Genomic DNA, 25,763 nt, shown 5'->3' with positions numbered 1-25,763 from the left:
CTAATGTGGTTTGAGGCTCTAACACAGTGTGTTGGAGCCTCACCCGTTTAAGCCGACAGTGGATAGACTGCTCGAGCCAGCCTATTCGGGGCAGAACTGATTACAGTATTTAGTAGATACAATCTCTTCTTCTACTAAGGGGTTTTCCATGACTGCCGAGACCACTAATGCACTGCAATACCGGGATGATTCAATTCGACCCCAGGACGACCTGTACCGCCACAGCAATGGCAAGTGGTTCGAAACTGCCACGATTCCAAGCGATCAGGGTATCTATGGGTCGTTCATGGAACTGCGCGACCAGGCTGAAGAAGCAGTACACGAGCTGATCACCGACGCAGTTGCAACTCTAGATTCCGGCGCAGAAGTCTCGGAAGCGACGCGACGCATCGCTCACCTCTATGGCTCATTTATGAATGAAGAGATTATCGAAGAACGTGGTGCTGCACCTGTTGCCGGTTACCTTAACGCCATCAACGAAATCAATGATCTCGAGGGGCTTCTGCAGCTTTCTGGCTCGTTCTACCGCAAGGGCATCAGCGGCTTCGTCGACATCGGAGCAATGAATGATGCGGGCGACCCCGAGCGCAATCTCCTGACCTTCCTGCAGGCAGGTCTGGGCCTGCCAGACGAGTCCTACTACCGTGAAGAGCAGTTCTCCCAGACAGTGGCCGACTACCGTGCGCACTTGACTCGTTTGTTGGCACTGGGAGGTGTAGCCGATGCGGAGGCAGCGGCCGCGTCTGTCGTGGACCTCGAGACAGCGATCGGCTCTCACCACTGGGATCGAGTGAAGGTGCGTGATGCACAGGCGCGCTACAACCTGCTCGAGGGTGAAGCGCTGTTCGAACTGATCCCGGGACTGCGCACCTGGCTTGCAGGGGCCGGTATCGAAGAGAAATACTTTGGCGAGGTCGTCGTATGGCAGCCAAGCTACCTACAGGGCTTATCTTCCTTGCTGAACGAGCAGCCGCTGCAGGCATGGAAGAACTGGTTGACCGTTCAGGTGCTGCGTTCCTTCGCGCCGTACCTCTCCAGCGCCTTCGTCAATGAAAACTTCGCTTTCTACTCTGCAAAACTCGGTGGTGTGGAGAAGCTGAAGGACCGTTGGAAGCGCGGTGTGACCTTTACCGAGGGCGCCGTCGGTGAAGACTTGGGCCAGCTGTACATTGCCAAGAACTTCCCGCCGGAAGCTAAGACCGCGATGGATGCACTGGTGCAGCGCCTGATCGAGGCCTACCGGATCTCGATCAGCAACCTTCCGTGGATGGGTTCGGACACCATCGAAAAGGCACTGGACAAGCTCTCCAAGTTCCGCCCGAAGATCGGCTACCCGAACCAGTGGATCGATTACTCCTCCATTGACACCGATCCGCTGGACGTCATCGCCAATCGTGCGGCGGCCAATGAGTTCGAGTTCAAGCGTGAACTGAAGAAGATCGACGACGGTGTGGACCGCGAGCTGTGGTTCATGTACCCGCAAACTGTCAATGCCTACTACCATCCGCTGCTCAACGAGATCGCCTTCCCTGCAGCCATCCTGCGCCCTCCGTTCTTCGACGTGGACCGCGATATTGCCTCGAACTTCGGTGGCATCGGCGCCGTGATCGGCCACGAAATCGGTCACGGCTTCGACGACCAGGGGTCGCAGTACGACGGCAGCGGACAGCTGACCAACTGGTGGACGGACGAGGACCGCGAAGCCTTCGAGAAGCTGACCGGCAAACTGGTCGAACAGTACAACGCACTGTCTCCTACCGAGGCGCCGGAGCATCATGTCAACGGCGCGCTAACCCTTGGCGAGAACATCGGCGATCTGGGTGGACTAGGCATCGCCTACAAGGCCTACAAGCTCGAGCTTGCAGCCAACGGCATCATCGAAGACGAAGTGATCGACGGCGTCACCGGAGACCAGCGCTTCTTCTACTCATGGGCTGAATGCTGGCGCACCCTGATCCGTCCGGAGACAGCAGTGGTCCGGGTGACTACCGACCCGCACGCTCCGGGCGAATTCCGCTGCAACCAGGTTCCAAAGAACCTCGACGCATTCCACGCGGCATTCGACACCAAGCCGGGAGACGGCATGTGGCTCGAGCCCGATGAGCGCGTAGTGATCTGGTAATCGCAGTCAAAGGTGCGGCAGGTGTGAAACCTGCCGCACCTTTTCGGTTAATTAGCCCCGCGATGTAAGTCTGGTCATGCTCGACTGGAAACCGCATAAAACCAACGTAGAATGGGATATTGTGACTTCCGAAAATAATTCCGCACAGACCCCTGATCCGAACGACCAGCGACAGGTCCGCACCGATAAGCGCAACCAGCTGCTGGCCAAGGGCGAGGAAGCCTACCCAGTGGGCATTGCCCGCACCCATTCGCTGCAGGAGGTCCGCGAGAAGTACGCGCACCTGGAAGCGGGCGAAGAAACCGACGACGTCGTGGGCATCGCTGGCCGCATTGTTTTCATGCGCAATACCGGCAAACTGTGCTTCGCCACCCTGCAGGAAGGCGGGCCCAAGGGCACCGGCACCCGCCTGCAGGTCATGCTTTCGCTGGCCAACGTCGGCGAAGAGCGTCTGGCAGAGTGGAAGTCGCTGGTCGACCTGGGCGACCACGTACTCGTTACCGGCAAGGTCATTTCCTCGCGCCGCGGTGAGCTGTCCGTCATGGCGGACTCCTTCCAGATGGCCTCCAAGGCACTGCGCCCGCTCCCGGTGCTGCACGCCGACCTGAACGAGGAAACCCGTGTGCGTCAGCGCTATGCCGACCTAATCGTGCGCAACGAAGCCCGTGAGATGGTTTACAAGCGTGCGGCCATCGTCCGTGCGGTGCGCAACACGCTTGAGTCGCACAGCTATGTCGAGGTGGAAACCCCGATGCTGCAGCTGGTCCACGGCGGAGCCTCGGCACGACCGTTCAAGACCCATCTGAACGCCTTCGACCAGGAAATGACCCTGCGCATCGCTACCGAGCTGTACCTCAAGCGCTGCGTCGTCGGCGGCGTCGACCGCGTGTTCGAGGTCGGACGCATTTTCCGCAACGAGGGCGTCGATTCGACCCACTCGCCGGAATTCACCACGCTCGAGTGCTACGAAGCCTATGCAGACCAGTACGTTATGGCAGAACGCATCCAGGAGATTATCCTGAACGCGGCCGACGCCATCGGAGCCGGCCGCACCATTGAAACGGCCAAGGGCACCATCAACCTTGACGGCGAATGGCGATGGATCAGCGTCTACCCTGGCCTGTCCGAGGCTGTGGGCGTCGAAATCACCCCTGAAACCGATGCTGCGGTACTGCGTGAAATCGCTGAAAAGCATGAGGTGAAGTTTGACCCGGCCTGGGGCGCCCAAAAGCTGGTCATCGAACTCTTCGGCGAAATCGTCGAGCCAACCCTGATCGACCCGACCTTCGTGTGCGACTACCCGCCGCTGGCCCAGCCGCTGGCTCGCCCGCACCGTTCGAAGCCCGGAGTCATCGAAGCCTGGGACTTGATCATCGGCGGCATGGAACGCGGCACCGCGTTCTCGGAGCTGATCGACCCAGTCATTCAGCGTGAACGTTTGACCGAGCAGTCGCTGATGGCCGCCGGCGGCGACCCAGAAGCAATGCAGCTGGACGAAGACTTCCTGCGTGCTTTGGAATACGGTGCCCCGCCAATGGGCGGAATTGGTTTGGGCATTGACCGACTGGTCATGCTATTTACTAACGTTGGTATTCGAGAAACGATTCTATTCCCACTACTCAAGCCGGAGGCATAAATTCCATGCCATATATAGAAGCACTTGTACCGAGCATCGCTCTCGCATTGCTTTTCTGGTATGTCATTAAAGGCATTTCGAATGCGGACCGCAAAGAACGCCAAGCTGAAGCAGAAGCTGATGCATTAATTGCACAGCGAGTTCATCCTGATACAAGTTCAAGAGAGAAATAAGCTTTTCCTGATAATTCCTTGGGAATTATAGTTTGAATTCGAATTGCTTCGTTATAAAGCCTATACTTGAGCAATGAAAATGCGGATGTCACTTCCGGTGACTCCTCACGACATTCAAGCCGGAGGGAATTCTCAAATGGCACGTCAGGTTCAAATTGCCCTGATTGACGATATTGATGGCAGCGAAGCATCCGAATCAATTGCATTCAGCATTGCTGGTCAGCATTTTGAGATCGATTTGAACGATGAGCATGCAGCGCAGTTCCACGCGACTCTTGAGCCTTATATCGAGGCAGCGCGTTCTTCCAAGCAGACTGCAGCGAGCGAAGCTCCTGCAATTCGTTCATGGGCCAAGGAGAATAACATCAAGGTTAATGCTCGCGGTCGACTAAACGCCGAGGTCGTTGACGCCTACAACGCGGCAATGCGCAAGGGTGGCCGTAACCGCGCAAAGTAATTATTGCGCTTTGGAGTAGCCTCCACACAAAGGGTCGGTACAGATAATGTACCGGCCCTTTGTGCGTTAATTAGATAAATGATAATTAGCGTGACAATTTAGTTGGCGTACAAATAGAAATGTTGGTACACAAATTAACGATTGAATATTGGAGTAAATCCTTCCGAAAAGTTATGAAGCATCTGTGAAGTAAGTGCTGTCGGTTATCCCCGTGGCGAACAAGGCAGAATTGCACGGCTCGTGTGCGTAGCATCGAACTATTGGTAAGCAAGGAGTGTGCCGAAGATGTTTGAGAGATTTACCGACCGTGCCCGTCGAGTTGTCGTGCTCGCCCAAGAAGAGGCGCGCATGCTCAACCACAATTACATCGGCACCGAGCACCTGCTGCTCGGTCTAATCCACGAAGGTGACGGAGTAGCCGCCAAGGCGCTCGAGTCGCTGAACATTTCGTTGGGAGCCGTTCGTGAGCAGGTTCAGGAGATTATCGGCAAGGGCCAGCAGGCGCCTTCCGGTCATATCCCGTTCACTCCTCGCGCCAAGAAGGTTTTGGAGCTTTCACTGCGTGAAGCTCTGCAGCTGGGCCACAACTACATTGGCACCGAGCACATCCTGCTCGGTCTGATCCGTGAAGGCGAAGGCGTGGCAGCCCAGGTGCTGGTCAAGCTCGGCGCAGACCTTGGCCGTGTACGCCAGCAGGTCATCCAGTTGCTGTCCGGCTACCAGGGTGGCAAGGAAACCGCCTCTGCCGGAGTCGGCTCCGGAGGTCAGCAGGAAGGTGCACCGGCTGGTTCTGCAGTGCTGGACCAGTTCGGCCGCAATCTGACCGCAGCGGCACGAGAAGGCAAGCTCGACCCGGTCATCGGCCGTGAGCACGAGATGGAACGCGTCATGCAGGTCCTCTCCCGCCGCACCAAGAACAACCCTGTTCTGATCGGCGAGCCCGGCGTCGGCAAGACCGCCGTCGTCGAAGGTCTGGCCCAGGCAATCGTGCGCGGTGATGTTCCGGAGACCATCAAGGACAAGCAGCTGTACACCCTGGACCTCGGTTCGCTGGTGGCAGGCTCCCGCTACCGCGGCGACTTTGAGGAACGCCTGAAGAAGGTCCTTAAGGAAATCCGCACCCGCGGCGACATCATCCTGTTCATCGACGAGATCCACACCCTCGTGGGTGCCGGTGCCGCTGAGGGCGCCATCGATGCCGCCTCGATTCTGAAGCCAATGCTGGCTCGCGGCGAGCTGCAGACCATCGGTGCAACCACGCTGGACGAGTACCGCAAGAACATTGAGAAGGACGCGGCCCTCGAGCGCCGTTTCCAGCCTATTCAGGTCAAGGAGCCTTCGGTGGAGCTGACCACGCAGATCCTGCGTGGCCTGCGCGACCGCTACGAGGCGCACCACCGTGTGACCATCACCGACGGCGCGCTGCAGGCTGCAGCCCAGCTGGCCCACCGCTACATCTCCGACCGCTTCCTGCCTGACAAGGCAGTGGACCTGATCGATGAGGCAGGCGCCCGCCTGCGCATCCAGCGCATGACCGCGCCTCCTGCCCTGAAGGAGATGGACGAGGAAATCGCCACCGTCCGCCTTGAGAAGGAAGCGGCGATCGACGCGCAGGACTTCGAAGGTGCAGCATCGCTGCGCGATAAGGAGTCTAAGCTCATCGAGGCCCGCAATGACAAGGAAAAGGCCTGGCGCAACGGCGACCTGGACGAAGTCTCCGAGGTCACCGAGGAGCTCATCGCCGAGGTTCTGGCCAACTCCACCGGCATCCCGGTAGTGAAGCTGACCGAGGAAGAGTCCTCGCGCCTGCTGAACATGGAAGCCGAACTGCACAAGCGTGTGATCGGCCAGGATTCGGCTATCAAGGCCATCTCCCAGGCAATCCGCCGCACCCGTGCAGGCCTGAAGGATCCAAACCGCCCGGGCGGCTCGTTCATCTTCGCTGGCCCGACCGGCGTCGGCAAGACCGAGCTGGCCAAGGCGCTGGCAGAGTTCCTCTTCGGCGAAGAAGACGCACTGATCACCCTGGATATGTCCGAGTACTCGGAGAAGCACACCGTTTCCCGACTCTTCGGTGCCCCTCCAGGCTATGTAGGCTACGAAGAAGGCGGCCAGCTGACCGAGAAGGTCCGCCGTCGTCCCTTCTCCGTCGTGCTCTTCGACGAGGTTGAAAAGGCGCACGCCGACTTGTTCAACTCGCTGCTGCAGATCCTGGAAGACGGCCGCTTGACCGACTCCCAGGGCCGTGTGGTGGACTTCAAGAACACCATCATCATCATGACCACGAACCTGGGTACCCGCGACATCTCCAAGGGTGTCATGACCGGCTTCCAGGCCTCCGCGGATACCCGCACCGGGTACGAGCGCATGCAGGCCAAGGTGCAGGAAGAACTGCGTCAGCACTTCCGCCCAGAGTTCCTGAACCGTGTAGATGACATTGTGGTCTTCCCACAGCTGAGCCAGGAAGAGATCGAGGAGATCGTCGACCTGTTCATCGGCCGCCTGCGCAAGCGTCTGGACGAGCGCGGCATCGAGATCGAACTGTCGGCCGCGGCCCGCAGCCTGCTGGCACAGCGTGGCTACGACCCAGCCATGGGTGCCCGTCCACTGCGTCGCACGATCCAGCGCGATATCGAGGACCAGCTCTCCGAGCGCATCCTCTTCGGCCAGATCGTCACGGGCCAGAAGGTCACCGTGGACGTCGAAGGCGAGGGGGAGAACCAGAAGTTCGTCTTCCGCGCTGAGGGCGGCACCGGTCAGCTGGAAGGCGAGCCTGCTCCGGCGGCGCTTGAAGGCTAAGAGCTAGCAATAAACGAAGAGAGCTGGTCTCGGATTCCTCCGAAACCAGCTCTCTTCGTCGTTAAGCAGCGGCATCTTCGAGCTCGGAAAATTCATCTGCCGGTTTGCCCAGACGCAGTGCGCGAATCGATGGCAGCAGCAGCGGCGCCAACGCGGCAAGTAGCAGTATCGCCGCCATCACGCCCACGAGAACGCCGCTGCTGACTTCATCGCTGAGCAGACCGAAGGCTAGATAGCCGAGCGGGACCGGAAGCAGCTGCCCGAAGGTGCTGATCGAAGAAAGCCGCGACTGCAGTTGTTGCGGGATCTGCTCCTGAAAGAACGCGGACCAGCTGACAATCGAAAGATCCAAGGCCACGCCTGCGGCCACGACGCAGACTACTTCCGCCCAGAGCGGCGCGGCGAGTGCTAGGGCCGCCAGGGGCAGTGACTGGACTGCCAGACACAGGGACACCGTCAGCCCAACGCGCCGAGGTCGTGCAGCCACAGCGATCAGCGATCCACCCACAAGTCCTGCGGCGAAGCCCGCACCGATCACGCCCCACGCCGCCGCGCCGCCTAGGTGAAGATCCGAGATGACAGGGCCAAACAGCTGGAATCCCACGAGCCACATCATGACCGTGACCGTCGACTGCGCTACCATCACCATGTACCAGCGCCGAGCCTTGAAATGGCTGAATCCTGCTTTAAGAGATGCAAAGACAGATTCCTTGGCGGGAAGGGGAGCGGGCAGCTTGATAGAGGTGAGAAAGAAGACGGATAACAGGAAGCATGCTGCGTTGCAGACCAGAGCCCAACCCGGTTCGAATACTGCCACCAGCACGCCGCCCAGTGCCGGACCCAAAACACGCGCAGCGTTCAGCGGGAGTCTCAACACCGCATTGGCAGGTACCCGCTGTTCGTCGGGAACGAGTTGTGCAATGGACCCCTGCGAAGCAGGTTGGAAAAAGGCGGTAGCGCTACCCATGAGAAGCACTGAGAGCGCGAGCGTCCACAGCGGGGCGGCTCCAAGGAGCAGCAAGAGTGCGAGGACAGCCTGGACCGTACCTGAAACGAGGTTGCAGGCGATCATGATTGTGTCCCTGCTGACCCGGTCCCCAAGCACGCCTCCTGCCAACAGCAGCAGGACCTGAGGCGCCACATTCAGCGCAAGGATCAGGCCCAGCCATGGGGCTCCGCCCCCGGCATCAAGGGCTGCAAAGGCGATAGCCACAGGCGCTGCGGTAGAACCGAGCGAAGAAACGACGCGCCCGATCCAGAAGCTGCGAAACTGCTGGTTCTTCAGGACGGCCAACGACTGGTCCAAACGCTGCATCTTCACTTCTACACCCTCGGTTCGCAGTTGGTTGTCATCTTGCCAAAACGGCGTGCCGAATTCAGCACCGGGGTGCAAGCACGGCAGTGGTTTGAAGCAAATTATTCAGCGGTGTTTTGCGGAAAAAGCGAACCAAAATGGATGCGGGCTCCTGGGGCGCTTCACGGTCACACTTGCTTAACGCTGAGCCGAACGCATCGAGGTATGGCATGAGGCGGGACAAAGGCATAATGTGGAAAGTATGTCTAGACGGCAGAAAATTAATATCCTATTGGCGGGCCCGCTATCGGCATTTCTCGTACTTGGGTTGCTGTACTTTGCACTGGCTTCGCAGCTGCCGAAAGGGGTTGTGCGGCAGGTAGGGGCCCACGGCGTTGGTTATGCTCCGCCGGGAATCGTCGTCGGGGTCATGGCGGCCGTCGCATTGACGTGTTTCGGCGTGGGGGCTTGGACCTGCCTGGACTTCACGGCATTGGGGCATTGGTTCGCCGGCACGAAATCGATCGTGGTGTGCCTTCTTGGTGCAGGTTATGCGGTGATCGCCCTGGCCGTGACCACCTTGTTCGCTTCGCTGGGACCAGCGACGACGCTGGATGCACATTCGCTGGGGTACGGCCTGTTGGCGCTGGTTGTAGCTTTCGCGGCCGCCGCATCGGTCCTTGTAGGGGTGCTGCCACGGGCGAAGGATGAGCCGCTGGGCACATAGCCTCGGACCGCCCCGCGGTGACAACCGGGGCGGCCCGAACGAGAATGCTAGCGCCCCACAGCCTTGGCGACGAGCTTCACCAGCTGGTCTTCGAGCTTCTCATCCAATGCGGTGATGGCAAACGATGTAGCCCACAGGGTTCCGTCGTCAAGCTTCGCCGCATCGTTGAATCCGAAGGTCAAGTATCTGGCTCCGAACTTGGCTGCATCCTGAATGAAGCAGAGGATGCTGCCGTCTAAGGCATAGGCAGGCATACCGTACCAGGTCTTGGGTTCAAGCTCCGGAGCTGTGGTGGTGATGATGCGGTGCAGACGCTGTGCGATCTCCTGGTCGGCGCCCTCATAGGAAGCGATCTTCTCTTCTACCGCGGCCCGGGCGGCCGCCGCTTTCTCCGCCTTGGTCATGCGCTTCTTCGGTGCGCGGACCTCCGCCGCTCGTTCCTTCATCGCGGCCTTTTCAGCTGAGGTGAATCCCTGCTGCTCGTCATCTGCCATGATCTGCTCCTTAGGCTGCCTGATTGATACGGACCATATTGCCCGAAGGGTCGCGGAACGCGCAGTCGCGCGGACCCCACGGCTGGACTATTGGTTCCTGAAGCACCTCGGCGCCGCCGGCTGCCAACGACTCAAAGACAGCATCGAGGTCCGCAACCGAGAATACCAGCGGGCCGAAAGCGCCCTTGGCCACCTGCTCGGCAATGATTTGCGCATCTTCTTCGGAACGGCCCGCACCCGGGGCGGAGAGCACTACGCTCAGCCCTGGCTGGCCCGGAACACCGAGAGATACCCAGCGGAAGTCGCCGTTGGCGACGTCGGAGAGGACGCTTAGGCCTAGGCCGTCGCGGTAGAAGTGCAACGCCTCATCGACGTCGAGGACGATCAGCGGAACATGTTGAACGGAAATGTTTGTCATGCACCCAGCTTAGAAGCGGCCACGTCGGCGCGGCTTCTTCAAAACTGCTGGATCAGAAACGTTCTGGCCGCAACAGGATTTTGGCGATGCACGAGGGTATTTGCTCGGTCTGCTCATGGTCGCGTTCCCGGTAGGCAGAGGGAGACTCACCCACTACCTCTGTGAAACGGGCGCTGAACGAACCAAGCGATGTCCAGCCTACTTGCATGCAGGTGTCGGTGACGCTCATGCCCGCTCGCAGCAGGTGCATCGCGCGTTCGATGCGACGGGTGAGCAGGTAGGAGTGCGGGGTTTCGCCATAGGCCCGTTTGAATTCGCGGGAGAAGTGGGCCGGAGACATGAGCGCCTGCTGCGCCATCGTCGGAACATCCAGCGGTTCGGCATAGCTGCGGTCAATATGGTCCCGCGCACGTCGTAGGTGGGCGAGGGTCTTGAGCGCCTGAAGATCCATGACCTATGCTCTCGACCGGGCCCGCAGGACCAGGTAGATTCCCAGGGCGGTGCAGGATGCGTAGATGCAAATGACGGCAATCCACCCTGCGGTGAAGCCTCCGGGTGAACTGATGAGCATCCCCATGAGCAACGGTCCGACCGTGAAACCGCCGAATTGGCCAGCGGTGACAATACCGCTGGAGCTACCCATGCGGCTCGCCGGGATGGAACGCAGCAATGCGGCCATGAGAACCACAGACACCCCTAGGGCAGAGGCGCCATGCAGCACTACCGCCGTCCACAACAAGATGGTCGACCCGGTCAGCTGTGCCCCCAAAAAGCTGATGCCGCCGGCCATTGCGAGCACCGCCAGCAGCAGCAGAAGTTTGGGCGCCGATACGCCGCGAGCCATCATCTTTCCCCAGCCGATGCGTGCGCTGACGCCGACGATTCCCACCACCGCAGCGGTCAACCCGCCTGCGACCAGCGAGAAATTCAGCTCGCGGACGGCAAAGAGGGCAACATAGACGTTTGTGGACTGGTCTAAACCCCTATCGCTTATCAAGTGGTCAACTTCCGCAGGAAATCAATGATCCACCGCCCATTTTGGCACAACATCAATCTTCCGGTGAACCCCCTTGACGTCGCGTGCGTATCCTTCGGAGATCTCAATCCGCAGCACCAGGTCGTGCACGAGCTGCTTCTTCACTTCCACGGGCATCTCGGGCCAGTCTTCCAACAGCTTCGGGTCAAGTTCTGGCGGCTTCCGCTTCGGCCGCGACGCTTCGACCAGCTGCCGATTCAAGGAATCGATGATCTCCGTCTGTTCATCGCGCAGCCGCACATACGACTCCTTCGGGATTACATCATCCACATACTTGGCGGTCAGAGAATCAAGCCGCGCCTGAGCCTTGGTGAGCGCTCGCCGGATCTTGGCTTCGGTATCGGTGGCCGGGGTCTCGTCGGCTTTGTAGTCGGCGGCGAGTTGGTTGATGCGGGGTATGTACTCGGTAAGCCATTTGAGGAAGGATGCTTCGATCTTGTGCTCGATGATGTTGGCTCCACGGTGGGCGCCGAGTGAGTTGACGCCGGAGCATTTGAGCATGATCGTTCCGTTGCTGGTGCGTCCGGAGACGTAGTAGCGGTTTTGGCAGACCACGCAGATGGACAAGACGCTGAATGGTGATTGGTTCTTGCTGCTCTGCCGGGTCCGTGTGCTTGTCCGCTGCTTACGCAGTGCCTGGTACTCGGCCCACTCTTCCGCGCTGATCAGTGGTTCGTGTGCGCCTTGGTAGAGCTCGTCTTTGTGGCGGATCAGGCCGGCAGCGAAAGGGTTATCCAAGATGTGGATGACCGAGTTGACGCGCCATATCCCGGTGCTGCTGCGGTGCCTGTGGGGGACCTCGGCGGCGCCACGCAAGTAGACGGTTAGCTGCCGGAAGGACGCCCCTCGGAGATAGCGGAGGTAGCATTCGCGCAGTACTGGACCATCGTTGGGGTGTGGTGTGTACCCGGTGGCCGGGTCGTACTGGTATCCGAATCGTGGCAGTCCGTTGACGGGTAGTCCATTGGCTAGCCGGCGGGCTTGGGCTTCTTTCCAGGTGTCGCTGATGCGTTCTGATTCGAAGGCTGCGAATTCGGCGAGCATGCCGCGGGCGAAGCGGCCGGTGCTGGTGCTGACGTCGACTTGCTCGGTGGCTGATTCGATGCGGCCGCCGGCGGACTCGACCTTGTCGATCGCGATGGCCCAGTCCAGGCGGGCGCGGGAAAGGCGGCTCCACTTCCAGAGCACGATCACATCTGCTTCGCGGTTCTCGATCATGGTCATGACGCGTTGCACCGCGGGGCGGGTTTTCCAGGACCGGCCGCTGATGCCTTCGTCGGCTTCGACGGCGATCACTTCATAGCCTTGCTGCTCGGCGTACCTTCTGCCGGCCTCTTCCTGCAGTTCCATGCTGATGGATTCTTCGCGGGCGATGGATTGGCGCAGGTAGAGGACAGCGCGCGGCCGATCCTGGGCGTTCATTTCAGCTTCCCTCCTTGTGGCGGCTGGGTGAGTAGGTCGAGTTGAGCAATGAGCAGGGTGAGGAGGTTGTCTTCCTCGGCGGTGGGCTCTCTGGGCGTGCAGCCGAAAGCCGTGGCAGGAAGCTGGTATTCGGAAGCGTGGTTCATGGTCGGGTTTGTATTCGAGTTCATTGTGGATACTCCTGTGAATATCGTGGATATCTTCTAGTGTGTAGGTGCGCGGATGCTAATGAATTAAAGAGATGGCGGATTGTGGATAACCCTGCTAGGGGTGATGGTCGCTCGGCGGCCAGAGAGTCTGAATCTCTGGGCCGCTCAGCGTCTGCAGCCGGTCGATGACGACCTGCTCGGTGACTCCAAGTTCTTCTGCCATGTCCCATGGGCTGCGGGACCATCCGGCCACGCTTTGCAGGTCTTCGAAGCTCACCAGGAACTGGGCGGTCTCCAGGCAGACCTGCCGTTCGATGGCGCCGGTCTGACAGCCCTCGTGCCCTTGTTTGATGTGGATTGCCTCGTGCGCGAGGAAGCAATGACGCTCTGCCTTGGTGAGCTTCGGGTCGATCCATATATGCCGCCCATCAGTGGCGGCGACTAATTCCGGATGTGGCCGGGTCCAAACTATTACGACCTGCGCGAGTGTGCGCAGCATGCCCCATACATTCTGCATTATTCGAATATATGTTCTAGTTGATAGCTGTGCCTAATTTAACCGGTAATCGAAATGAAGGGTCGGAGAGGAGTGCTAGGCCTCCAAATACTCCGCCGCACGATTGGGGAGTACTTGGAGATCTGGAATGACAAGATCATCTGAGAATACGATGTATTCTCGTCCGATGTGTTGCTTCTGAGCTGTGTGTGCAATGCCGAATGCCGCGCAGCGTCTACCGAGGTACAAGTCGTCCGAGATGGACTTATGGTCGTCGTAGGTCAATACCCATTGAAGGTCTGTCTTGCCCAATCGTTGGGACAGGCTCAGATGTTGTTCGTCGCCAAACTGCTGCATGTACAGCTCCTCACCCTGCTGAATGTAAGGTGGGTCTACATAAGCGAATACCGTGTCGCTTTTTGATTCTAGAACTGTCATGAAGTCCAGTGCGTCCATGTTGTGTAGCTCTACCTGGTCGCGCCTAGCTGCTATGTACTCGATGCGCTTAGCCATATAATCTGGCTTGAACCGAGCGTCAATGAGCCAGTTTCCCGTTTGTTCAAGTCCGCCAATAGGCCGGGCACTTAATATGCCGGAGTGGTTGCAGCGATTGAGGAAAAACGTTGCAAATCCTAGTTCGTATGGGTCTGCTTCTGTGGGGTTCATATAGATTTCACGGTGGACCCTCCATTCGTCAACGCTAGGAACAGTTCGACGAATTTCATCAACGAACCTGTCAGTTCGGTGATAGACGTTTTGCCAGAATTGATAGATTCCAGGGTTCTTGTCGTTGAGGACGATATGATCCACAACGCCATCGTCGAGGAGCCTCAATGCTGCGCCAGCTCCGCCGGCAAACGGTTCCGCATACACGTTTGCAACGTTAGATTGCGCTGTAATCGTGCGCGCAAAAAAGTCGGCCATTTTGGCTTTGCCGCCTGGGTAGCGGAGCGGAGAAAGGAAACGCATGTTCTTATTATTCAATCTTTGATTCGAGATGGCCAGCTTAGGCCGGTGGTGCCTCAGGACCTCGATTTAGCAAGTCTTGAAGCACCGGATGGAATGTATTCCATGCTTCAAGCACCATTGTTTTGTCAGCCATGAACTGGTCGTTGTGATTAGTGCCATTGAAATAATCGGCAGTACGTGGCCACTTGGTTTGTTTCGTGGTCAACGCGCTGATGGGCGTGAGGTGCCCCTTCAGGCTCGGATATTGCTTACAGTGTTCCTGAAGCCAAGAAATGCAGTGGCCAAACTGAGCAAATCCCTCCTTGCCGGAACGCTGATTTTCTGGCCCTCTTACACGATCGCCCTGCAACTGTGCGTATGCCTTAATGGTCTTCTCAATAAGTGATCTTAATGAATCAAGAGTCATGTTCGGAATAGTCGAATAATCCACGTCGCGAATCTCATTGAACAGCTCCCTGACGGCGAGTGGATATCTATCATGCGGTGCGAATCCGCGCGTGTCGAGGCGCGAATCCTCCTTCTTTGGTTTTGGTGTACTAGGCTTCCTGTTCGGGGATTTCCCGTCGGTCGCAGGCCGCTCCCCTCGATCGGGAACTTCACCTTTGATGGTGATGGGTTCCTTCAGGCGGTTGGACGATTCTGGCAAGACATCGTCCTGAGCGCAGAACCAGGTCTTCCGATCCCCAGCCGTTGCCCAAGCTCTGGACCATGATGCCTGATTAACGCCTCGGTCGCCGGTTATAGATGACAGCACGCGGGCAAAGAATGGTTGTAGATCCTCTGGTGAGTATTTGAATGACAGGTATCCGTTACTCCACTCAATACCAAGTTGATCCTTTACGAATCGGTCCTGCAATATACGTTCCAGGTTCGTGAGGTGGTCTCCATGCCGGATGGAACGAAGCATTTCCTGAAAGTCTGCATCATCGCTGTACCATTTCTGCAAGGTGCTATCGATAGCTTGAATGTACGTGATCTTTCCTTGGCTTCTTGCTAAGAAGTTACGTTTGGCATTAGGTCCCCAAGTTACTGTACCTTCACCTTGTCCCTGCCCCTTGTGTTTGAGCTCAATCCACTCGTAGGCTTCATGCAAATTACCGATAACTTTCGCCTGTACGCGCGTTATTGGTGTGTATTTCTTGGACAGGCGTTCGAAAACTTTCCTGTACTTTTCAGGCGCCAAATTGGGGCGGTTGAGCAATCGAAGTGCGCAAAGCCTTCGATTACCTTCGAGGACGACATAGCGATTATCAACTGGCAGTACCAGCATTTGGTCAATAGGACTTAATTCTCCTCGTTGATGGATGTCTCGCGCTAGACCAACGATGCTTTCTCCAAAACTTTCCATCAGCAATTCAAGAGCTTCGGACTGGCTACTCGCTGAAACATCGAGTCGGTAGTTATCGAGATCCAAATCCAATTTCGAAATGGGAACGGATTTATCCTTAACGGTGGTCATTACTGGTCCTTGTCTGATTGGCGCTCGCCGGTGGTTTCGTCGAGCCATTCCCGAGTCGTCTTCACCTTCGGGTGAGCGGCTAGTTGCTCGATCGGTGGCACCGGATACTTCGCTGTTTCGGCGCCGTGAATTTCGGTAATGCTGAAGCCTTCCGGCTCTGTCTTCTGTTCCTTGCCAGGGTGATCTGAGTCAGGCTCCACCGCTCGAAGTCGTGGGGCGATGTGCGCTTGCTTTGGCGTGTTCGACTTTGCATCGTCGCTACTTTCCTCTTGCCGCATAGCGGTGAGGGCGGACAGGAGTATCCGCTTATCTCGCTCGCTAAGATCGGCTGCGGAACGAAGTGCATCGCCAGGATCGGCTAGTTTCTCGTCGAGGTCTACTCCCATGCTGGAGATAGCCGCCCGAGCCACTGTCTGCTCTGATATTCGAAGTACTTTTGCCAAGGCTTGGATCTGGGTTGCCTTGATTGCAACTACGGGCTCCAGCTTCAAGCGAGAGAAGTTTGAGTGCGCCATGCGTAGGCCATGCTTATCGGCCTCACGTTCCATGTCGCGAGTGGACCAGCCGTACCTGTCTTGCGCTGCCTGGATTAGCTCTCCGAGCGGGTGCAATTCGTTCACGGCGACAGTCTTTCTCGGTGGATGGCGCCCGCGCAACCGTCGTGGACACTTGGACGCTTGCAGGGGTGGACACTAAGAACTTTAGCTTTTTTGCTCCAATTAAGCCCGAATCCACGCGGATTAAGGAAAAGTTGTAAAGAATGACTGGACACCTACGCGCACCACGTGTAAAGATTATCTGGACACTTGGAAAGAAAGGTAATACAGTGAAGGTCGTAAAGTTTCCGATTCGGTTAGGGGATCTTTGGATGCAACTCAAAGATCGAAAGCGTCTCCTTCGATTGATTGAGATTCAGGACGTGTCGCGTCGCGATGTGGCGCGAGCCGCTGGATGGTCGTCACATAGCTACTTCAATCGCATGTGCAATGGGCTGGAAGACACTTGCAAGCCAGAGCCCGCATTGCGTATTGCCAAGTTTCTGGGTGTGGCAGTGGACGATCTTTTTTTGACCAAAGTGGAAGAAAAGATTGAACAGTTGGAAGAGGTTCCAGAGCATTCGAAAGCTGGATCCCGAAAATCGCCAAGCCCACGGACTTCATCGCAAACAACCGCGCCGAAGCGTGGTTCACGTGCAGGGAAGCTGAGGGCTGCATGAGCAGCAACCAAGCAGTTACCAACCTCAAAACCAACCTTGAAGAGCAGGAACTCGCCGATCAGGTGACTGTCTCACGTGCAGACCTTGAACGGGTCTTGAAGTACATCGATGATGTTGCGGTTTGGATGGAAGATTTCGACAAGCAGTTTGGAGGGAAGCCATGAGCTCTTATGAATGCCCGGAGATCGGCTGCGATTACCACGTAGGCATCTCAAACGGCCCAAATCTCACCGAGCTGGACTGGGAGGTCGAACAGAACTACTTCGACGACATCGATCGGCACATTCAGAATCACGATGATGAACGGCAGTTCGGTCCTGGTCGGCGACTCAAGGCTTTGCGTGAGTCCAAGAAGCTTGCGCGGGCCCAGCTCGCTGCTCGACTGTGCGGCCTCGGCCTCTACTGGTCGACGTCCGTGCTCTCGAAAGTAGAGCGGGGTGAGCGGGAGATTCGGCTGAACGAAGTCCCGATCATCTGCATGGCTTTAGACCTTGAACGGATCCAAGACTTCTGGTCTCCCGGAACTATCCCAGCGAGGAAGCGACTCACGGCCGTCGAAGCACTCGCTGAAATCCGAGTGATCGTCGAGCAGATCGACTCGATGACAAAAGAAGTGCCCCCAGCAGCGGCAACTGCTGAGGGCGACGAAACCAATAATCCAGAACGGTAAGCAAAGGACTGATTTCGATGTCTAGTGTATCGAACCCACAAATTGGGGCAGGCGCATCGCCTGTGCCGGTGAAGTCGGAAGACGAGTGCTTGGCTGATGCAGCTCGCACGTATGCAGAATACTTGCGTCAGCGCGAAGCCACTCCCGCGGAGGTGGCGGCGTGATCGCGAATAACGTTGCGCGGTTCCTGACCGCTCTGTTCATGCTCCTGGTTGAGCTGATCCTTCGTCTGAGAGGGCGTGGTCAGCGTGGCTAAGCGCTACTTCCGTCATAACGGCGGCCGTGGAGCTGAAGCCAATGCGGAGGCTAAGGCTTGCCAGGTCCGTCAAGAAACCTTCGATCGGGCGAAGGACAAGGCCGTGCACCTGTTGCATGCGTTGAAGAGCTGGCCTGGTTACGACGCGACCGGAAACATTCTGGGCGCCATGGATCATACCGACGCGACCATTGACGCCTTGGATGAAGTGCTTGATGAGCTGCGCGATGAGATGGATAAGTTCCGAGGTATCAAGTGTGTGGAGATCCGCCCGGTGATTCCTGATCTGAACTTCGGCATAAGCAAGTTACTCCACGCCGCGGAGGTCGCAGCCAAGTATGCTGCCATGTCGCCTAAGTCGGAGGTTGCGATCACTCCCTTGGAGAGCCAGATCGTGAAGTCCAGAAAGGCCAACCCATGAGCCGGGTCAAGGGCAAAGTTCTGATTATTCCTACGCCCGAGGTTGCTGGTTCGTTCAATCGGACTCGTGGCAAGCATGCATCGCACAAGTTCGATGTGGAGTGGACCGAGTACCCAAAGGCTGAATGTGCGAAGCAGATCCAGAAGGTCGTGCAGACCTGGGCGAACCGCAAGTATCTGGGCCGCAAGGTCATCGTTGACCAGGGAACCATGCGTGAACTCGGAGTCGATGGCGTGGGAACACTGTTCGTTGATGGCATCAAGTATGCCGAGATCACCGCGTTTATTCAGCTTCCCGAACCAGTCGCTGCTGCTTCATTGTTTGGCGGTGGAAACGATGGACGCTGATCAGATTCGACAGGCAAACGGCATCCGCATGTGGTTCATCTGGCTGCCGGTACTGGCTGCCCTGGTTGTCGCACTGTATTTCGTATTGCCGTTGTCTAACGGGCTGTGGGTCCTGGTCATGATGGTTTTCGGCGTTCTCTGCGTGTGCGCTGTCGCTGACTGGGCCGCCGCCGAACGTGCTGCGTTCCGTGCTGAAGCAGCCCGGCAGGGATAACCCCCTTTCTCTTTTCATTCTTCTTTTCACACTAGAGGTGTATTTTCTATGGCCAGTTTCAAAGGCAGATTGGAAGTCCTAGCGGCTTCCTCGATTCACCAGCACCCTGACAACATCCGTGCAGACCTGGGGGATCTGACTCAGTTGACTGCTGAGATCAAAGAGATGGGCCTGATCAACCCACTGCTGGTTTACCCGCATCCAGAACGCGCCGGAGATTACGTCGTGCAGGACGGAAACCGCCGCCGCGCCGCCTGTATCCAGGCTGGCCTTTCGGAGATCCCTTGCGTGGTTCATCCGTCTCCGGAGCGCGGCCAGCGGGCTGACGTTGAGGCCATGTTGACCACGGGCCGTAACCATCGCCCATTGACCGAGGCCGAGGTTTCCAAGGGCGTTCAGACCCTTCTCGATCTTGGCATGCACGAGACGACCATCGGCAAGAAGTTCAAGATGCCTCGCACAGAGATCCGTACCCGCGCCAAGGTGGCGCGGAAGGATGACGCCCTTTCCAAGGCCTACACTTCTGGCCGTCTCCGCCTGGACGCTGTGCAGCGCCTTCAGGACCTTGAAGAGAATTCGGATGTCCCTGGACTGTATGAGCGGGCTGTTGAGCGCATCGAGGGTATGACCAACGGTGCCAGCGTGGAGACTGTGGAGCGGGTGATTGCTGAGACTGAAATTTCGATCTTCAAGGCGAAGCGTAAGGATGCGCTGGTTGAGCTCGGCGCCGTCGAGGGCGACTACGACATGCAGTATGGCAGCAAGTGGTCCAAGGTCGAGGACGAGATGACTGATGAGGAGCACGTTGCTGCGAAGCCCCGTTACTACTTCGGCTACCAGAGCGCGGAGCCTACTTGGTACGCCAAGGCGGTGAAAGCTAAGCCTGAGCTGTCCAAGGAAGAGAAGCTGGACAAGAAGATCCAGGACAAGCTCAATGGCATGCTGCCAATCGTGCAGCGCACCCGACTGGCGTTTATCCAGGACAAGCTGCAGACCGTCAAGCCGGATGACTCTTTCGCGAAGCGTGCAATTGCGGAGCAGGTCGTCGCAAACCTCCGATATGAAGAATCGCTCAAAACCATTTTTGGTCCCGCAGTCGGGTTCCCTTACGTGGACGAGGACAACCCCGATGACGAGCTGGATCCGTACGAACGCTGGACGGAAGACCTGACGAAGCATTTGGCTAAGCAGTCGTTGGCTGGTCTTGGCCGTCTGCTGGCGTTCAGCAACATGGTTTATGCCGAGGAGGATCTGAGCAAGCTCAGGGGCTTCGAGCGTTCTCAGTGGGAGCAGCCGCAGTACGGGTCTGCGTGGAAGCGTCGTCGGCAGTACTACCTGTTTTTGCAGGAGCAGCTGGGCTACGAGCTGGATCTGGACGAGATCGAGGCCATGCAGTACCAGGCGCTCAAAGAGCCGGCGCGAAACCGGGAACTAGACCTGGTCGAGGTTCCGGATGATGTGTGCAAGTCCTGCGGCACTTCACCGTTCGAGCCGACCGGCGCGGAGATCTGCACTGGCTGCGCTTCGACTGATGGCGAGGTTGCGTAATGGTCAGGGGATTCGACTTCCGCGATCCGGCTGTTCGTGCTCGCAGCATGGGCGCACACCCATCGGCTGCAGGCACCGCGCCACGAATCCGCATCGTAGACATCAAACGAGCTCATTTTCCGCTGTCCTCACTGCCGCCGGCGGGCGCCAAGTACCCACGGGCCACCGTCCGACCGGCACGCGGGCTTGATGATGGCAAGCCGGTGTGGGTGGCGAAGATCTGGACGGACTACTGCTGCCCTCTCAAAGTTGACGGCCGCCCGTTGGCTGCGGTCTATGACTCGAAGACCGTCGCTTGGGCGTGGGCTGAAGCTCAGGTCGATGCGTCCAGGTTCTGGAGGGGGCTCCGTAATGGCGACTAGGGGAATGCGTTCCATGGTGGCGCACGCGCCATCGAAAGCCAGCGATTCTGCGGCTTGGCAGGAGGACGCGGCGTGCGTCCGCTGGGACTTCAAGAAGCACGGCGATCCGTTCTTCCCCACTAGCGCGGCGCCGGCGGCCGCCCAGCAGGCGCAGGCGATCTGCGGTACGTGCCGTGTGCGGCAGATCTGCGGCTTCTTCGCCCACGAGGATGCCAACACGTTCAAGTACGGGATCTACGGCGGCACGACGGCGGAAGACAGGATCCGGGCTCGCCGTCGGACTCAGCAGGAAGCGAGAAGAGCGAGGGAAGAAACATCATGAAATTTGTTGTCGATATGTTCCGGTTCCGTGCGGCTCTCGCTGCTGTAAAAGTCCATGCGTCGAAAGACAAGGATGACACTGTCGGTGGCTCGCTGACGTTATCGGTTCGCCCCAATGGGGATCTCCTGGTCTTCGCAGAGAACGGTCTAACGATGGGAATGGCCCGCGTTGAGATCGATCGTGAGGACTGGGACGGAGAACTTGGCGATTTCAGCCTCACCCCAGCTATTGCCTCGACGATCATCGCTGCGTTCACCCCGTCGAAGACAGATTGGGAAGTGCAGCTGGAAGTGACGGTGTCTTTCACTATCGAGCGAAGGCCCGAGGAAAAGGAGATCCGAGTAGCGACGGTCAACATTCGGCGCCTAGGCCAGCTCTTCGGTGGTGACTCTTATCGAGTGACCACCCCGGTTCAATACCGGGAAGGGCTGCAGAAGGCCTGGCACTCGCTCGCACACTATTTGCAGCTGCAGTCCTCGAGTCTTCCTCCAGTGGAGTTCGATTCGAAGCGCTTGGCGACGTTCAAGGCGGCCGAGACTGCGTACGGCGTTGGCTGTGTTCTGGCGGCGGCCGGCGGCGGCCGCATCCTCGTGATGGTTGGTTCGTCGTTCATCGGGTGCATGGAGGTCTCCAAGCTGGAGCTGGACGATTCCAAGAGCAAAAACTACAGGGCGACGAAGCGCGCATGGATCGACCATGTTCCGATGCATCTGGCCGTAGTCAGCTAGCCAAACCTTGTTTACCGATAAACAAACTAAAAGCCTTGTTTTTATAAAAAGGAGGATCTGATGGCTTTAGAAGTCACGGTCTATACGAAGGACGCCTGCGGCGACTGCAGGCGGACCAAGAGCAACCTGAACCAGCGAAAGGTTCCGCACCAGACGGTGCACGTTGCCGAAGACAACATCGAACTGATCGAGAAGCTGCGGGCTATTGCTGAGCAACTCGGTTCCAAGCTGGCCATGCCTTACGTCAAGGTCGTCAACACCGACACCGGCGACACCGAAGAGTGGTTCGGGCATCGCTCGGATCTCATCGTGGAGCACATCATCGCAAAGAGAAGAGGATCACTGTGAAGTACTTCTACGACACCGAGTTCCTCGAAGACGGCAAGACCATTGAGCTGATCAGCATCGGCATCGTCGCCCAGGATGGCCGCGAATACTACGCAGTAAATCGCGATGCCAACTGGGAAGCCATCGAAAACGATGCGTGGCTCATGACCAACGTGGTCGCCCAGCTACCAATCTTCAACGTCCAAACGTGGAAATTCAAAGAACGAATCCGCGACGAAGTGCCGGCCTTCCTCACCGCAGACCACACCCCGCCCGAGCTGTGGGCCTGGTACAGCGCCTACGACCACGTAGCCCTAGCGCAACTCTTTGGACGCATGATCAACCTGCCAACGGGCATCCCAATGTTCACCAATGACGTCCGATCACTCTCAACCTGGACCGGCATCGACCGCCTACCAAAGCAACCAATCGGCCTACACGACGCGCTCGCCGATGCCCGGCATGCTCGCGCGATGTACGACCACATCATGAGGGAGTCCACGCGATGAGCATGCCGATTGAAGCCCGCCGCCTCAACGGCACGGATCTGGGTAAGGAACTCGCAAACTATGGAGTCCTGCAGTCGGTTGGACATGCCGAGGAAACCTTTGAGGAAACCACGTTTGGCGACAGGAAGAAAAGGACTCACAAGCTCAAGCTTGTCCGGATCGTCACCGAGAGAGGGGAGTTCGGCTTGATCCCGTCCACCTTGATCACTATCACTGGCAAGCCCAGCCCGAAGCCAGGGGACACCGAATGAGCAGCTGGGATGTAGTGGTCCTTTGCCTCGGAGCCTATGCGGCCGCATCACCGGCAATCGCTTACGGGCTCTACCGCTGGCTAAGCAAGAGCATCAACGAGACCCAGGAAAGGAAGAACTAATGTCTAAGTCACTGAAGTTCCGCAAGAAGCCGGTCGTGATCGAGGCTTTCCAGCTGACCGAAACGAACCGTGGGGAAATCCTGCAATGGGCAAAGTCCAATGCACCGCTAGGGACTCTCATAAGAGCCGTGCCGAAAAGCGGGCACGCCCATCAGATGCTGGTCCACACTCTCGAAGGAACTATGACCGCCAACGTTGGCGACTACATCATTCGAGGCGTGCAGGGAGAGTTCTACCCGTGCAAGCCTGACATCTTCGAGCAGACCTACGAGCGCGACCTGTCTCCAGAGCAGCAGACGCTGGTTGATCTTTACGGGGATACCAATGAGTGAGCAGAGCCTAGACCTTGAGCAGCTGCGGAAGATAGCCGAAGCCGAGGAAACCCGTGAGTGGGGCCCGTGGGCGTTCGAAGAGGACGACTGGGACGGTTACGGAGTTTACATCAATGACGGTGATAATTTTGGCCGCTCGTATGTTGCAGAGAAAATGACGCAGGGTGAGTCTGAGGGCGCGTCAACCGCCGAGTTTATCGCCATGTTTGATCCGACCACTGTCCTCGCCCTCTTGTCTCGACTCGAACAGGCTGAACAGCAGGTGGCAAGAGTGCGGGCGCTGTGCATGACTACTGACGGTGACTACATCGACAACGACGCAGAGTGCAACACCGTGGGGGACATTCTCGAAGCCTTGGATGGTGAGCAGTGAGCGAGAACCAGGAAGAACGAGAGCTTGCAGGCCCACCGCAAAAGCTTGACCCAATCCGCGATATGGAGCCGATCCGTCTGGGCGACATCACCTCGTTTCATCGGGGGCTGCACGCCCAGATTGCATTCGCTAATCAGGCCACCGTCTACGGGCAGATTACCTTCGTTCACCACCGGGAAATGTCCAGCAAGATCGCCGTCAACTGGCAAGGCCTCCAAAACGAACGGATCGGCCACCCGGAGCAGATCATCAGGATCGAGGCAACGCCATGACCTACTGGAATGCGCTACTTATACGAGCACTGACCGCCACCGGAGACAAGATCTACGTCTGCCGAAACCCGTACACCCAACGATGGGTCACCATCCAGCATCAGCTAACCATCGCTGACACCAAAGAACACCAACAAGCGCTCGCCGTAGCCAGGGCTCAGGCCTTCAAGTTGCCGCGTGCGCGAGATACGAACAGGAAATCATCAGATGTCGTGGTTGAAGCTGTCGGACGTTTCGGCCGAGCATCCAGTGGTTATGCGCGTTCTGGAGTTGGACTGGGCTGATGATCGGCTGCTGAACGAGTTGTTTGGTTGGGTGACTAAGTGCGCGACTCGGTCAGCAGCGTTCGATCGTGACTACATTGTGGAGGTCGGTCAGGCGAAAGCACTGGCCGGGCTCAGCCGGTACAAGGAGCTGCTCGCAGCGGCCGTGTACTGCGGACTTTTTGAAGAGAAAGAGTTTGATGATGACAAGGGCATTAGGCGCGCCGGTCTGAAACTCGTGGAAGAGGAAGACCTCTTCCACATGATATTGAAGTCTGAGAAGGAACGGAACAAGAACAGGGAAGCAGATAATCGCAAGCCTGAACGTTCCGGTCCAGTTCGTAAGCGTGACGGTGACGAATGCCGCTGGTGTGGTGTCATCGTCCGATTTAGCAATGGTGCAGGCGGAGACCAGAAGTCAGCTCGTGTGGGCACGATCGACCATCTAGATCCACGCGATCTAGATAGCTCGGACCCGACCCCCGCTGAGCGCCTGGTCGTCGCCTGCAAGACCTGCAACTCATCAAGAAAGGACGGTGCAACCTGGGACAGACCGTTGCGTCCAGTCCCAGAAAACCCTTATTACAGCAAGGCGACAGCCGATTGGCTGCTCGACAGATGTGGATATCGCGTGAACGCATCCGAGAAACGCAGAGAACTATTCGATCCCGCGCCAGCTCCGGCGTTCGAGGACACGACGGCCAGCATGCCTGAATGGGCACGCCCGGCTAGTGATGACGCAACGGCTATCTCCGGCTCATCCAGCTTCGACTCGAACGCGACGGCAGCCAGCAAGGTTGAGCGACATGAGGCAACGGACATCCCGGCCCATGAAAAGCCTCGGTCCCATTCTGACCTGATGGCGTTTCCTGCAGTGCACGACGACGAGACCGTAGAGACTCCCGCTCCAGGTGAGACTCCGGCAGCCACTGGGAAGGCAACGGACACCTCCGGCCAGCCAGCGCAGCACTCGTCACAGCCTCCACATGCGGATCAAACACGAATCAAAGAACGATCAATTGATCATCAAACAACGATCAAAGAAGACGAGGGTGGCGGATCTGGATCTGCCGGGTCGGGTCGGGAAGGGTCTGGCAGGGCCGGGCAGGGTCTGGACGGGAGCCGCGGTCACTTGCCCCCAGATTCTTCTAAGCCCTCGGACGCTCCTCGCTCTGGTCGAAGACGTAGAAGACCTCGAAGGAGGAACAACTGATGACTTACTCAAACTCAAAGCCAATCAAGCATCCTGCCTTGCTGTGGAGTGAATCAGATTTCCAGACTCACGTGCTGCACCTGGCCAAGACCTACGGCTACACGTTGACCTACCACACGGCGGATAGCCGGCGCTCGAATCCTGGTTTCCCTGATCTGGTGCTCGTGCATGGTAAGACCGGCAAGCTTCTGTTTATCGAGCTGAAGACACAGGTAGGTCGCGTGAGCGTGCATCAGGAGTCGTGGATTAACGGGCTTCGGATTGGCGGTCATGTGGCTGAGGTATGGCGTCCGATTGATTATGTGTCTGGCCGTATTGCCAAGGTGCTGCGAGGAGGTGCTGTCGTTGGGAGAACACTTTGAGCGC

General features: G+C 57.8%; 37 protein-coding genes. 26 read left to right on the top strand and 11 right to left on the bottom strand.

The window, feature by feature from the left end; all coding sequences use genetic code 11:
* Positions 1–148 precede the first annotated feature (148 nt).
* The 5 genes from RUH64_RS09980 (at position 149) to RUH64_RS09960 (ending at position 7,187) form a co-directional block, all read left to right on the top strand.
* Positions 149–2,122: a M13-type metalloendopeptidase gene (locus RUH64_RS09980; RefSeq protein WP_313813051.1), complete on the top strand. Its 1,974-nt coding sequence runs from the start codon at positions 149–151 to the stop codon at positions 2,120–2,122.
* Between the two features lie 76 nt (positions 2,123–2,198).
* A complete protein-coding gene (gene lysS, locus RUH64_RS09975; RefSeq protein ID WP_313813049.1) occupies positions 2,199–3,758 on the top strand; it encodes a lysine--tRNA ligase in 1,560 nt (519 codons plus the stop codon).
* A gap of 5 nt (positions 3,759–3,763) precedes the next feature.
* A complete protein-coding gene (locus tag RUH64_RS09970) occupies positions 3,764–3,931 on the top strand; it encodes a hypothetical protein (RefSeq protein WP_313813047.1) in 168 nt (55 codons plus the stop codon).
* A gap of 73 nt (positions 3,932–4,004) precedes the next feature.
* The gene (locus RUH64_RS09965; protein ID WP_313813045.1) at positions 4,005–4,388 is read left to right on the top strand and encodes an Lsr2 family protein; all 384 of its coding nucleotides are present in this window, start codon (positions 4,005–4,007) and stop codon (positions 4,386–4,388) included.
* A 285-nt stretch (positions 4,389–4,673) separates the two neighbouring features.
* A complete protein-coding gene (locus RUH64_RS09960; RefSeq protein WP_313813044.1) occupies positions 4,674–7,187 on the top strand; it encodes an ATP-dependent Clp protease ATP-binding subunit in 2,514 nt (837 codons plus the stop codon).
* A 61-nt stretch (positions 7,188–7,248) separates the two neighbouring features.
* Here RUH64_RS09960 and RUH64_RS09955 read toward each other — a convergent pair whose 3' ends face one another.
* Positions 7,249–8,502: an MFS transporter gene (locus RUH64_RS09955; RefSeq protein WP_313813053.1), complete on the bottom strand. Its 1,254-nt coding sequence runs from the start codon at positions 8,500–8,502 to the stop codon at positions 7,249–7,251.
* A gap of 241 nt (positions 8,503–8,743) precedes the next feature.
* On the opposite strand from RUH64_RS09955, the gene RUH64_RS09950 reads away from it, so the two are divergent.
* Positions 8,744–9,208, top strand: a complete 465-nt coding sequence (locus tag RUH64_RS09950) for a hypothetical protein (protein ID WP_313813043.1) — start codon at positions 8,744–8,746, stop codon at positions 9,206–9,208.
* Between the two features lie 47 nt (positions 9,209–9,255).
* Here RUH64_RS09950 and RUH64_RS09945 read toward each other — a convergent pair whose 3' ends face one another.
* The 10 genes from RUH64_RS09945 to RUH64_RS09900 form a co-directional block, all read right to left on the bottom strand.
* A complete protein-coding gene (locus RUH64_RS09945; RefSeq protein WP_313813041.1) occupies positions 9,256–9,702 on the bottom strand; it encodes a DUF1801 domain-containing protein in 447 nt (148 codons plus the stop codon).
* A 10-nt stretch (positions 9,703–9,712) separates the two neighbouring features.
* Entirely contained in the window at positions 9,713–10,120 is a 408-nt protein-coding gene (locus RUH64_RS09940; protein WP_313813040.1) for a VOC family protein, read from the bottom strand.
* 52 nt (positions 10,121–10,172) lie between these two features.
* Positions 10,173–10,571, bottom strand: a complete 399-nt coding sequence (locus RUH64_RS09935; RefSeq protein ID WP_313813039.1) for a helix-turn-helix transcriptional regulator — start codon at positions 10,569–10,571, stop codon at positions 10,173–10,175.
* 3 nt (positions 10,572–10,574) lie between these two features.
* Positions 10,575–11,117, bottom strand: a complete 543-nt coding sequence (locus RUH64_RS09930) for a hypothetical protein (RefSeq protein WP_313813038.1) — start codon at positions 11,115–11,117, stop codon at positions 10,575–10,577.
* A 21-nt stretch (positions 11,118–11,138) separates the two neighbouring features.
* Positions 11,139–12,578 (bottom strand): recombinase family protein, encoded by a 1,440-nt coding sequence (locus RUH64_RS09925; protein ID WP_313813037.1) that lies wholly within the window; start codon positions 12,576–12,578, stop codon positions 11,139–11,141.
* Entirely contained in the window at positions 12,575–12,748 is a 174-nt protein-coding gene (locus RUH64_RS09920; protein WP_313813034.1) for a hypothetical protein, read from the bottom strand. Before RUH64_RS09920 ends, RUH64_RS09925 begins: the two co-directional genes overlap by 4 nt.
* A gap of 94 nt (positions 12,749–12,842) precedes the next feature.
* The gene (locus RUH64_RS09915) at positions 12,843–13,244 is read right to left on the bottom strand and encodes an ImmA/IrrE family metallo-endopeptidase (RefSeq protein WP_313813031.1); all 402 of its coding nucleotides are present in this window, start codon (positions 13,242–13,244) and stop codon (positions 12,843–12,845) included.
* 75 nt (positions 13,245–13,319) lie between these two features.
* Positions 13,320–14,192 carry a DNA adenine methylase gene (locus tag RUH64_RS09910; protein WP_313813030.1) on the bottom strand — a complete coding sequence of 291 codons (873 nt, stop codon included), beginning with the start codon at positions 14,190–14,192 and terminating at the stop codon, positions 13,320–13,322.
* 37 nt (positions 14,193–14,229) lie between these two features.
* The gene (locus RUH64_RS09905) at positions 14,230–15,651 is read right to left on the bottom strand and encodes a ParB/RepB/Spo0J family partition protein (protein ID WP_313813029.1); all 1,422 of its coding nucleotides are present in this window, start codon (positions 15,649–15,651) and stop codon (positions 14,230–14,232) included.
* On the bottom strand, positions 15,651–16,271 hold the full coding sequence (locus RUH64_RS09900; protein ID WP_313813028.1) for a hypothetical protein: 621 nt from the start codon (positions 16,269–16,271) through the stop codon (positions 15,651–15,653). Before RUH64_RS09900 ends, RUH64_RS09905 begins: the two co-directional genes overlap by 1 nt.
* A 140-nt stretch (positions 16,272–16,411) precedes the next feature.
* Here RUH64_RS09900 and RUH64_RS09895 point away from each other — a divergent pair, with 140 nt between their 5' ends.
* The 20 genes from RUH64_RS09895 (at position 16,412) to RUH64_RS09800 (ending at position 25,759) form a co-directional block, all read left to right on the top strand.
* Positions 16,412–16,867: a helix-turn-helix transcriptional regulator gene (locus tag RUH64_RS09895; RefSeq protein ID WP_313813027.1), complete on the top strand. Its 456-nt coding sequence runs from the start codon at positions 16,412–16,414 to the stop codon at positions 16,865–16,867.
* The gene (locus RUH64_RS09890) at positions 16,864–17,031 is read left to right on the top strand and encodes a hypothetical protein (protein WP_313813025.1); all 168 of its coding nucleotides are present in this window, start codon (positions 16,864–16,866) and stop codon (positions 17,029–17,031) included. Before RUH64_RS09895 ends, RUH64_RS09890 begins: the two co-directional genes overlap by 4 nt.
* Positions 17,028–17,537: a helix-turn-helix transcriptional regulator gene (locus RUH64_RS09885; protein ID WP_313813022.1), complete on the top strand. Its 510-nt coding sequence runs from the start codon at positions 17,028–17,030 to the stop codon at positions 17,535–17,537. The genes RUH64_RS09890 and RUH64_RS09885 overlap by 4 nt, the downstream gene beginning before the upstream one ends.
* 248 nt (positions 17,538–17,785) lie before the next feature.
* A complete protein-coding gene (locus RUH64_RS09880; RefSeq protein ID WP_313813020.1) occupies positions 17,786–18,214 on the top strand; it encodes a hypothetical protein in 429 nt (142 codons plus the stop codon).
* Entirely contained in the window at positions 18,211–18,561 is a 351-nt protein-coding gene (locus RUH64_RS09875) for a hypothetical protein (protein ID WP_313813018.1), read from the top strand. The genes RUH64_RS09880 and RUH64_RS09875 overlap by 4 nt, the downstream gene beginning before the upstream one ends.
* Positions 18,551–18,775 carry a hypothetical protein gene (locus RUH64_RS09870; RefSeq protein WP_313813016.1) on the top strand — a complete coding sequence of 75 codons (225 nt, stop codon included), beginning with the start codon at positions 18,551–18,553 and terminating at the stop codon, positions 18,773–18,775. The genes RUH64_RS09875 and RUH64_RS09870 overlap by 11 nt, the downstream gene beginning before the upstream one ends.
* Before the next feature lie 48 nt (positions 18,776–18,823).
* Positions 18,824–20,323 (top strand): ParB N-terminal domain-containing protein, encoded by a 1,500-nt coding sequence (locus tag RUH64_RS09865; RefSeq protein WP_313813015.1) that lies wholly within the window; start codon positions 18,824–18,826, stop codon positions 20,321–20,323.
* A gap of 47 nt (positions 20,324–20,370) precedes the next feature.
* A complete protein-coding gene (locus RUH64_RS09860; RefSeq protein WP_313813014.1) occupies positions 20,371–20,685 on the top strand; it encodes a hypothetical protein in 315 nt (104 codons plus the stop codon).
* Complete coding sequence (locus RUH64_RS09855) at positions 20,675–21,007, top strand: WhiB family transcriptional regulator (RefSeq protein WP_313813013.1); 333 nt, start codon at positions 20,675–20,677, stop codon at positions 21,005–21,007. The genes RUH64_RS09860 and RUH64_RS09855 overlap by 11 nt, the downstream gene beginning before the upstream one ends.
* Positions 21,004–21,735 carry a hypothetical protein gene (locus RUH64_RS09850; protein WP_313813012.1) on the top strand — a complete coding sequence of 244 codons (732 nt, stop codon included), beginning with the start codon at positions 21,004–21,006 and terminating at the stop codon, positions 21,733–21,735. The genes RUH64_RS09855 and RUH64_RS09850 overlap by 4 nt, the downstream gene beginning before the upstream one ends.
* A gap of 60 nt (positions 21,736–21,795) precedes the next feature.
* Positions 21,796–22,083, top strand: coding sequence for a glutaredoxin family protein (locus tag RUH64_RS09845; protein ID WP_313813011.1), 288 nt, complete (start codon positions 21,796–21,798; stop codon positions 22,081–22,083).
* Positions 22,080–22,571, top strand: coding sequence for a 3'-5' exoribonuclease domain-containing protein (locus tag RUH64_RS09840; protein ID WP_313813010.1), 492 nt, complete (start codon positions 22,080–22,082; stop codon positions 22,569–22,571). The genes RUH64_RS09845 and RUH64_RS09840 overlap by 4 nt, the downstream gene beginning before the upstream one ends.
* Positions 22,568–22,822, top strand: a complete 255-nt coding sequence (locus RUH64_RS09835) for a hypothetical protein (protein ID WP_313813009.1) — start codon at positions 22,568–22,570, stop codon at positions 22,820–22,822. Before RUH64_RS09840 ends, RUH64_RS09835 begins: the two co-directional genes overlap by 4 nt.
* Positions 22,819–22,944: a hypothetical protein gene (locus RUH64_RS09830; protein WP_313813008.1), complete on the top strand. Its 126-nt coding sequence runs from the start codon at positions 22,819–22,821 to the stop codon at positions 22,942–22,944. Before RUH64_RS09835 ends, RUH64_RS09830 begins: the two co-directional genes overlap by 4 nt.
* Positions 22,944–23,276: a hypothetical protein gene (locus RUH64_RS09825; RefSeq protein WP_313813007.1), complete on the top strand. Its 333-nt coding sequence runs from the start codon at positions 22,944–22,946 to the stop codon at positions 23,274–23,276. The genes RUH64_RS09830 and RUH64_RS09825 overlap by 1 nt, the downstream gene beginning before the upstream one ends.
* Positions 23,269–23,649 carry an ead/Ea22-like family protein gene (locus RUH64_RS09820; protein WP_313813006.1) on the top strand — a complete coding sequence of 127 codons (381 nt, stop codon included), beginning with the start codon at positions 23,269–23,271 and terminating at the stop codon, positions 23,647–23,649. The genes RUH64_RS09825 and RUH64_RS09820 overlap by 8 nt, the downstream gene beginning before the upstream one ends.
* The gene (locus RUH64_RS09815; protein ID WP_313813005.1) at positions 23,646–23,921 is read left to right on the top strand and encodes a hypothetical protein; all 276 of its coding nucleotides are present in this window, start codon (positions 23,646–23,648) and stop codon (positions 23,919–23,921) included. The genes RUH64_RS09820 and RUH64_RS09815 overlap by 4 nt, the downstream gene beginning before the upstream one ends.
* Positions 23,918–24,205 carry a hypothetical protein gene (locus tag RUH64_RS09810; protein WP_313813004.1) on the top strand — a complete coding sequence of 96 codons (288 nt, stop codon included), beginning with the start codon at positions 23,918–23,920 and terminating at the stop codon, positions 24,203–24,205. The genes RUH64_RS09815 and RUH64_RS09810 overlap by 4 nt, the downstream gene beginning before the upstream one ends.
* Positions 24,129–25,397: a hypothetical protein gene (locus RUH64_RS09805; RefSeq protein ID WP_313813003.1), complete on the top strand. Its 1,269-nt coding sequence runs from the start codon at positions 24,129–24,131 to the stop codon at positions 25,395–25,397. The genes RUH64_RS09810 and RUH64_RS09805 overlap by 77 nt, the downstream gene beginning before the upstream one ends.
* Positions 25,397–25,759, top strand: a complete 363-nt coding sequence (locus RUH64_RS09800; protein WP_313813002.1) for a VRR-NUC domain-containing protein — start codon at positions 25,397–25,399, stop codon at positions 25,757–25,759. Before RUH64_RS09805 ends, RUH64_RS09800 begins: the two co-directional genes overlap by 1 nt.
* The last annotated feature ends 4 nt before the right edge of the window (positions 25,760–25,763 follow it).

Source organism: Glutamicibacter sp. (assembly GCF_032154645.1).
In the GTDB taxonomy this organism is placed as follows: Bacteria; Actinomycetota; Actinomycetes; order Actinomycetales; family Micrococcaceae; genus Glutamicibacter.
This window is presented reverse-complemented; position numbering and strand designations above follow the sequence as displayed.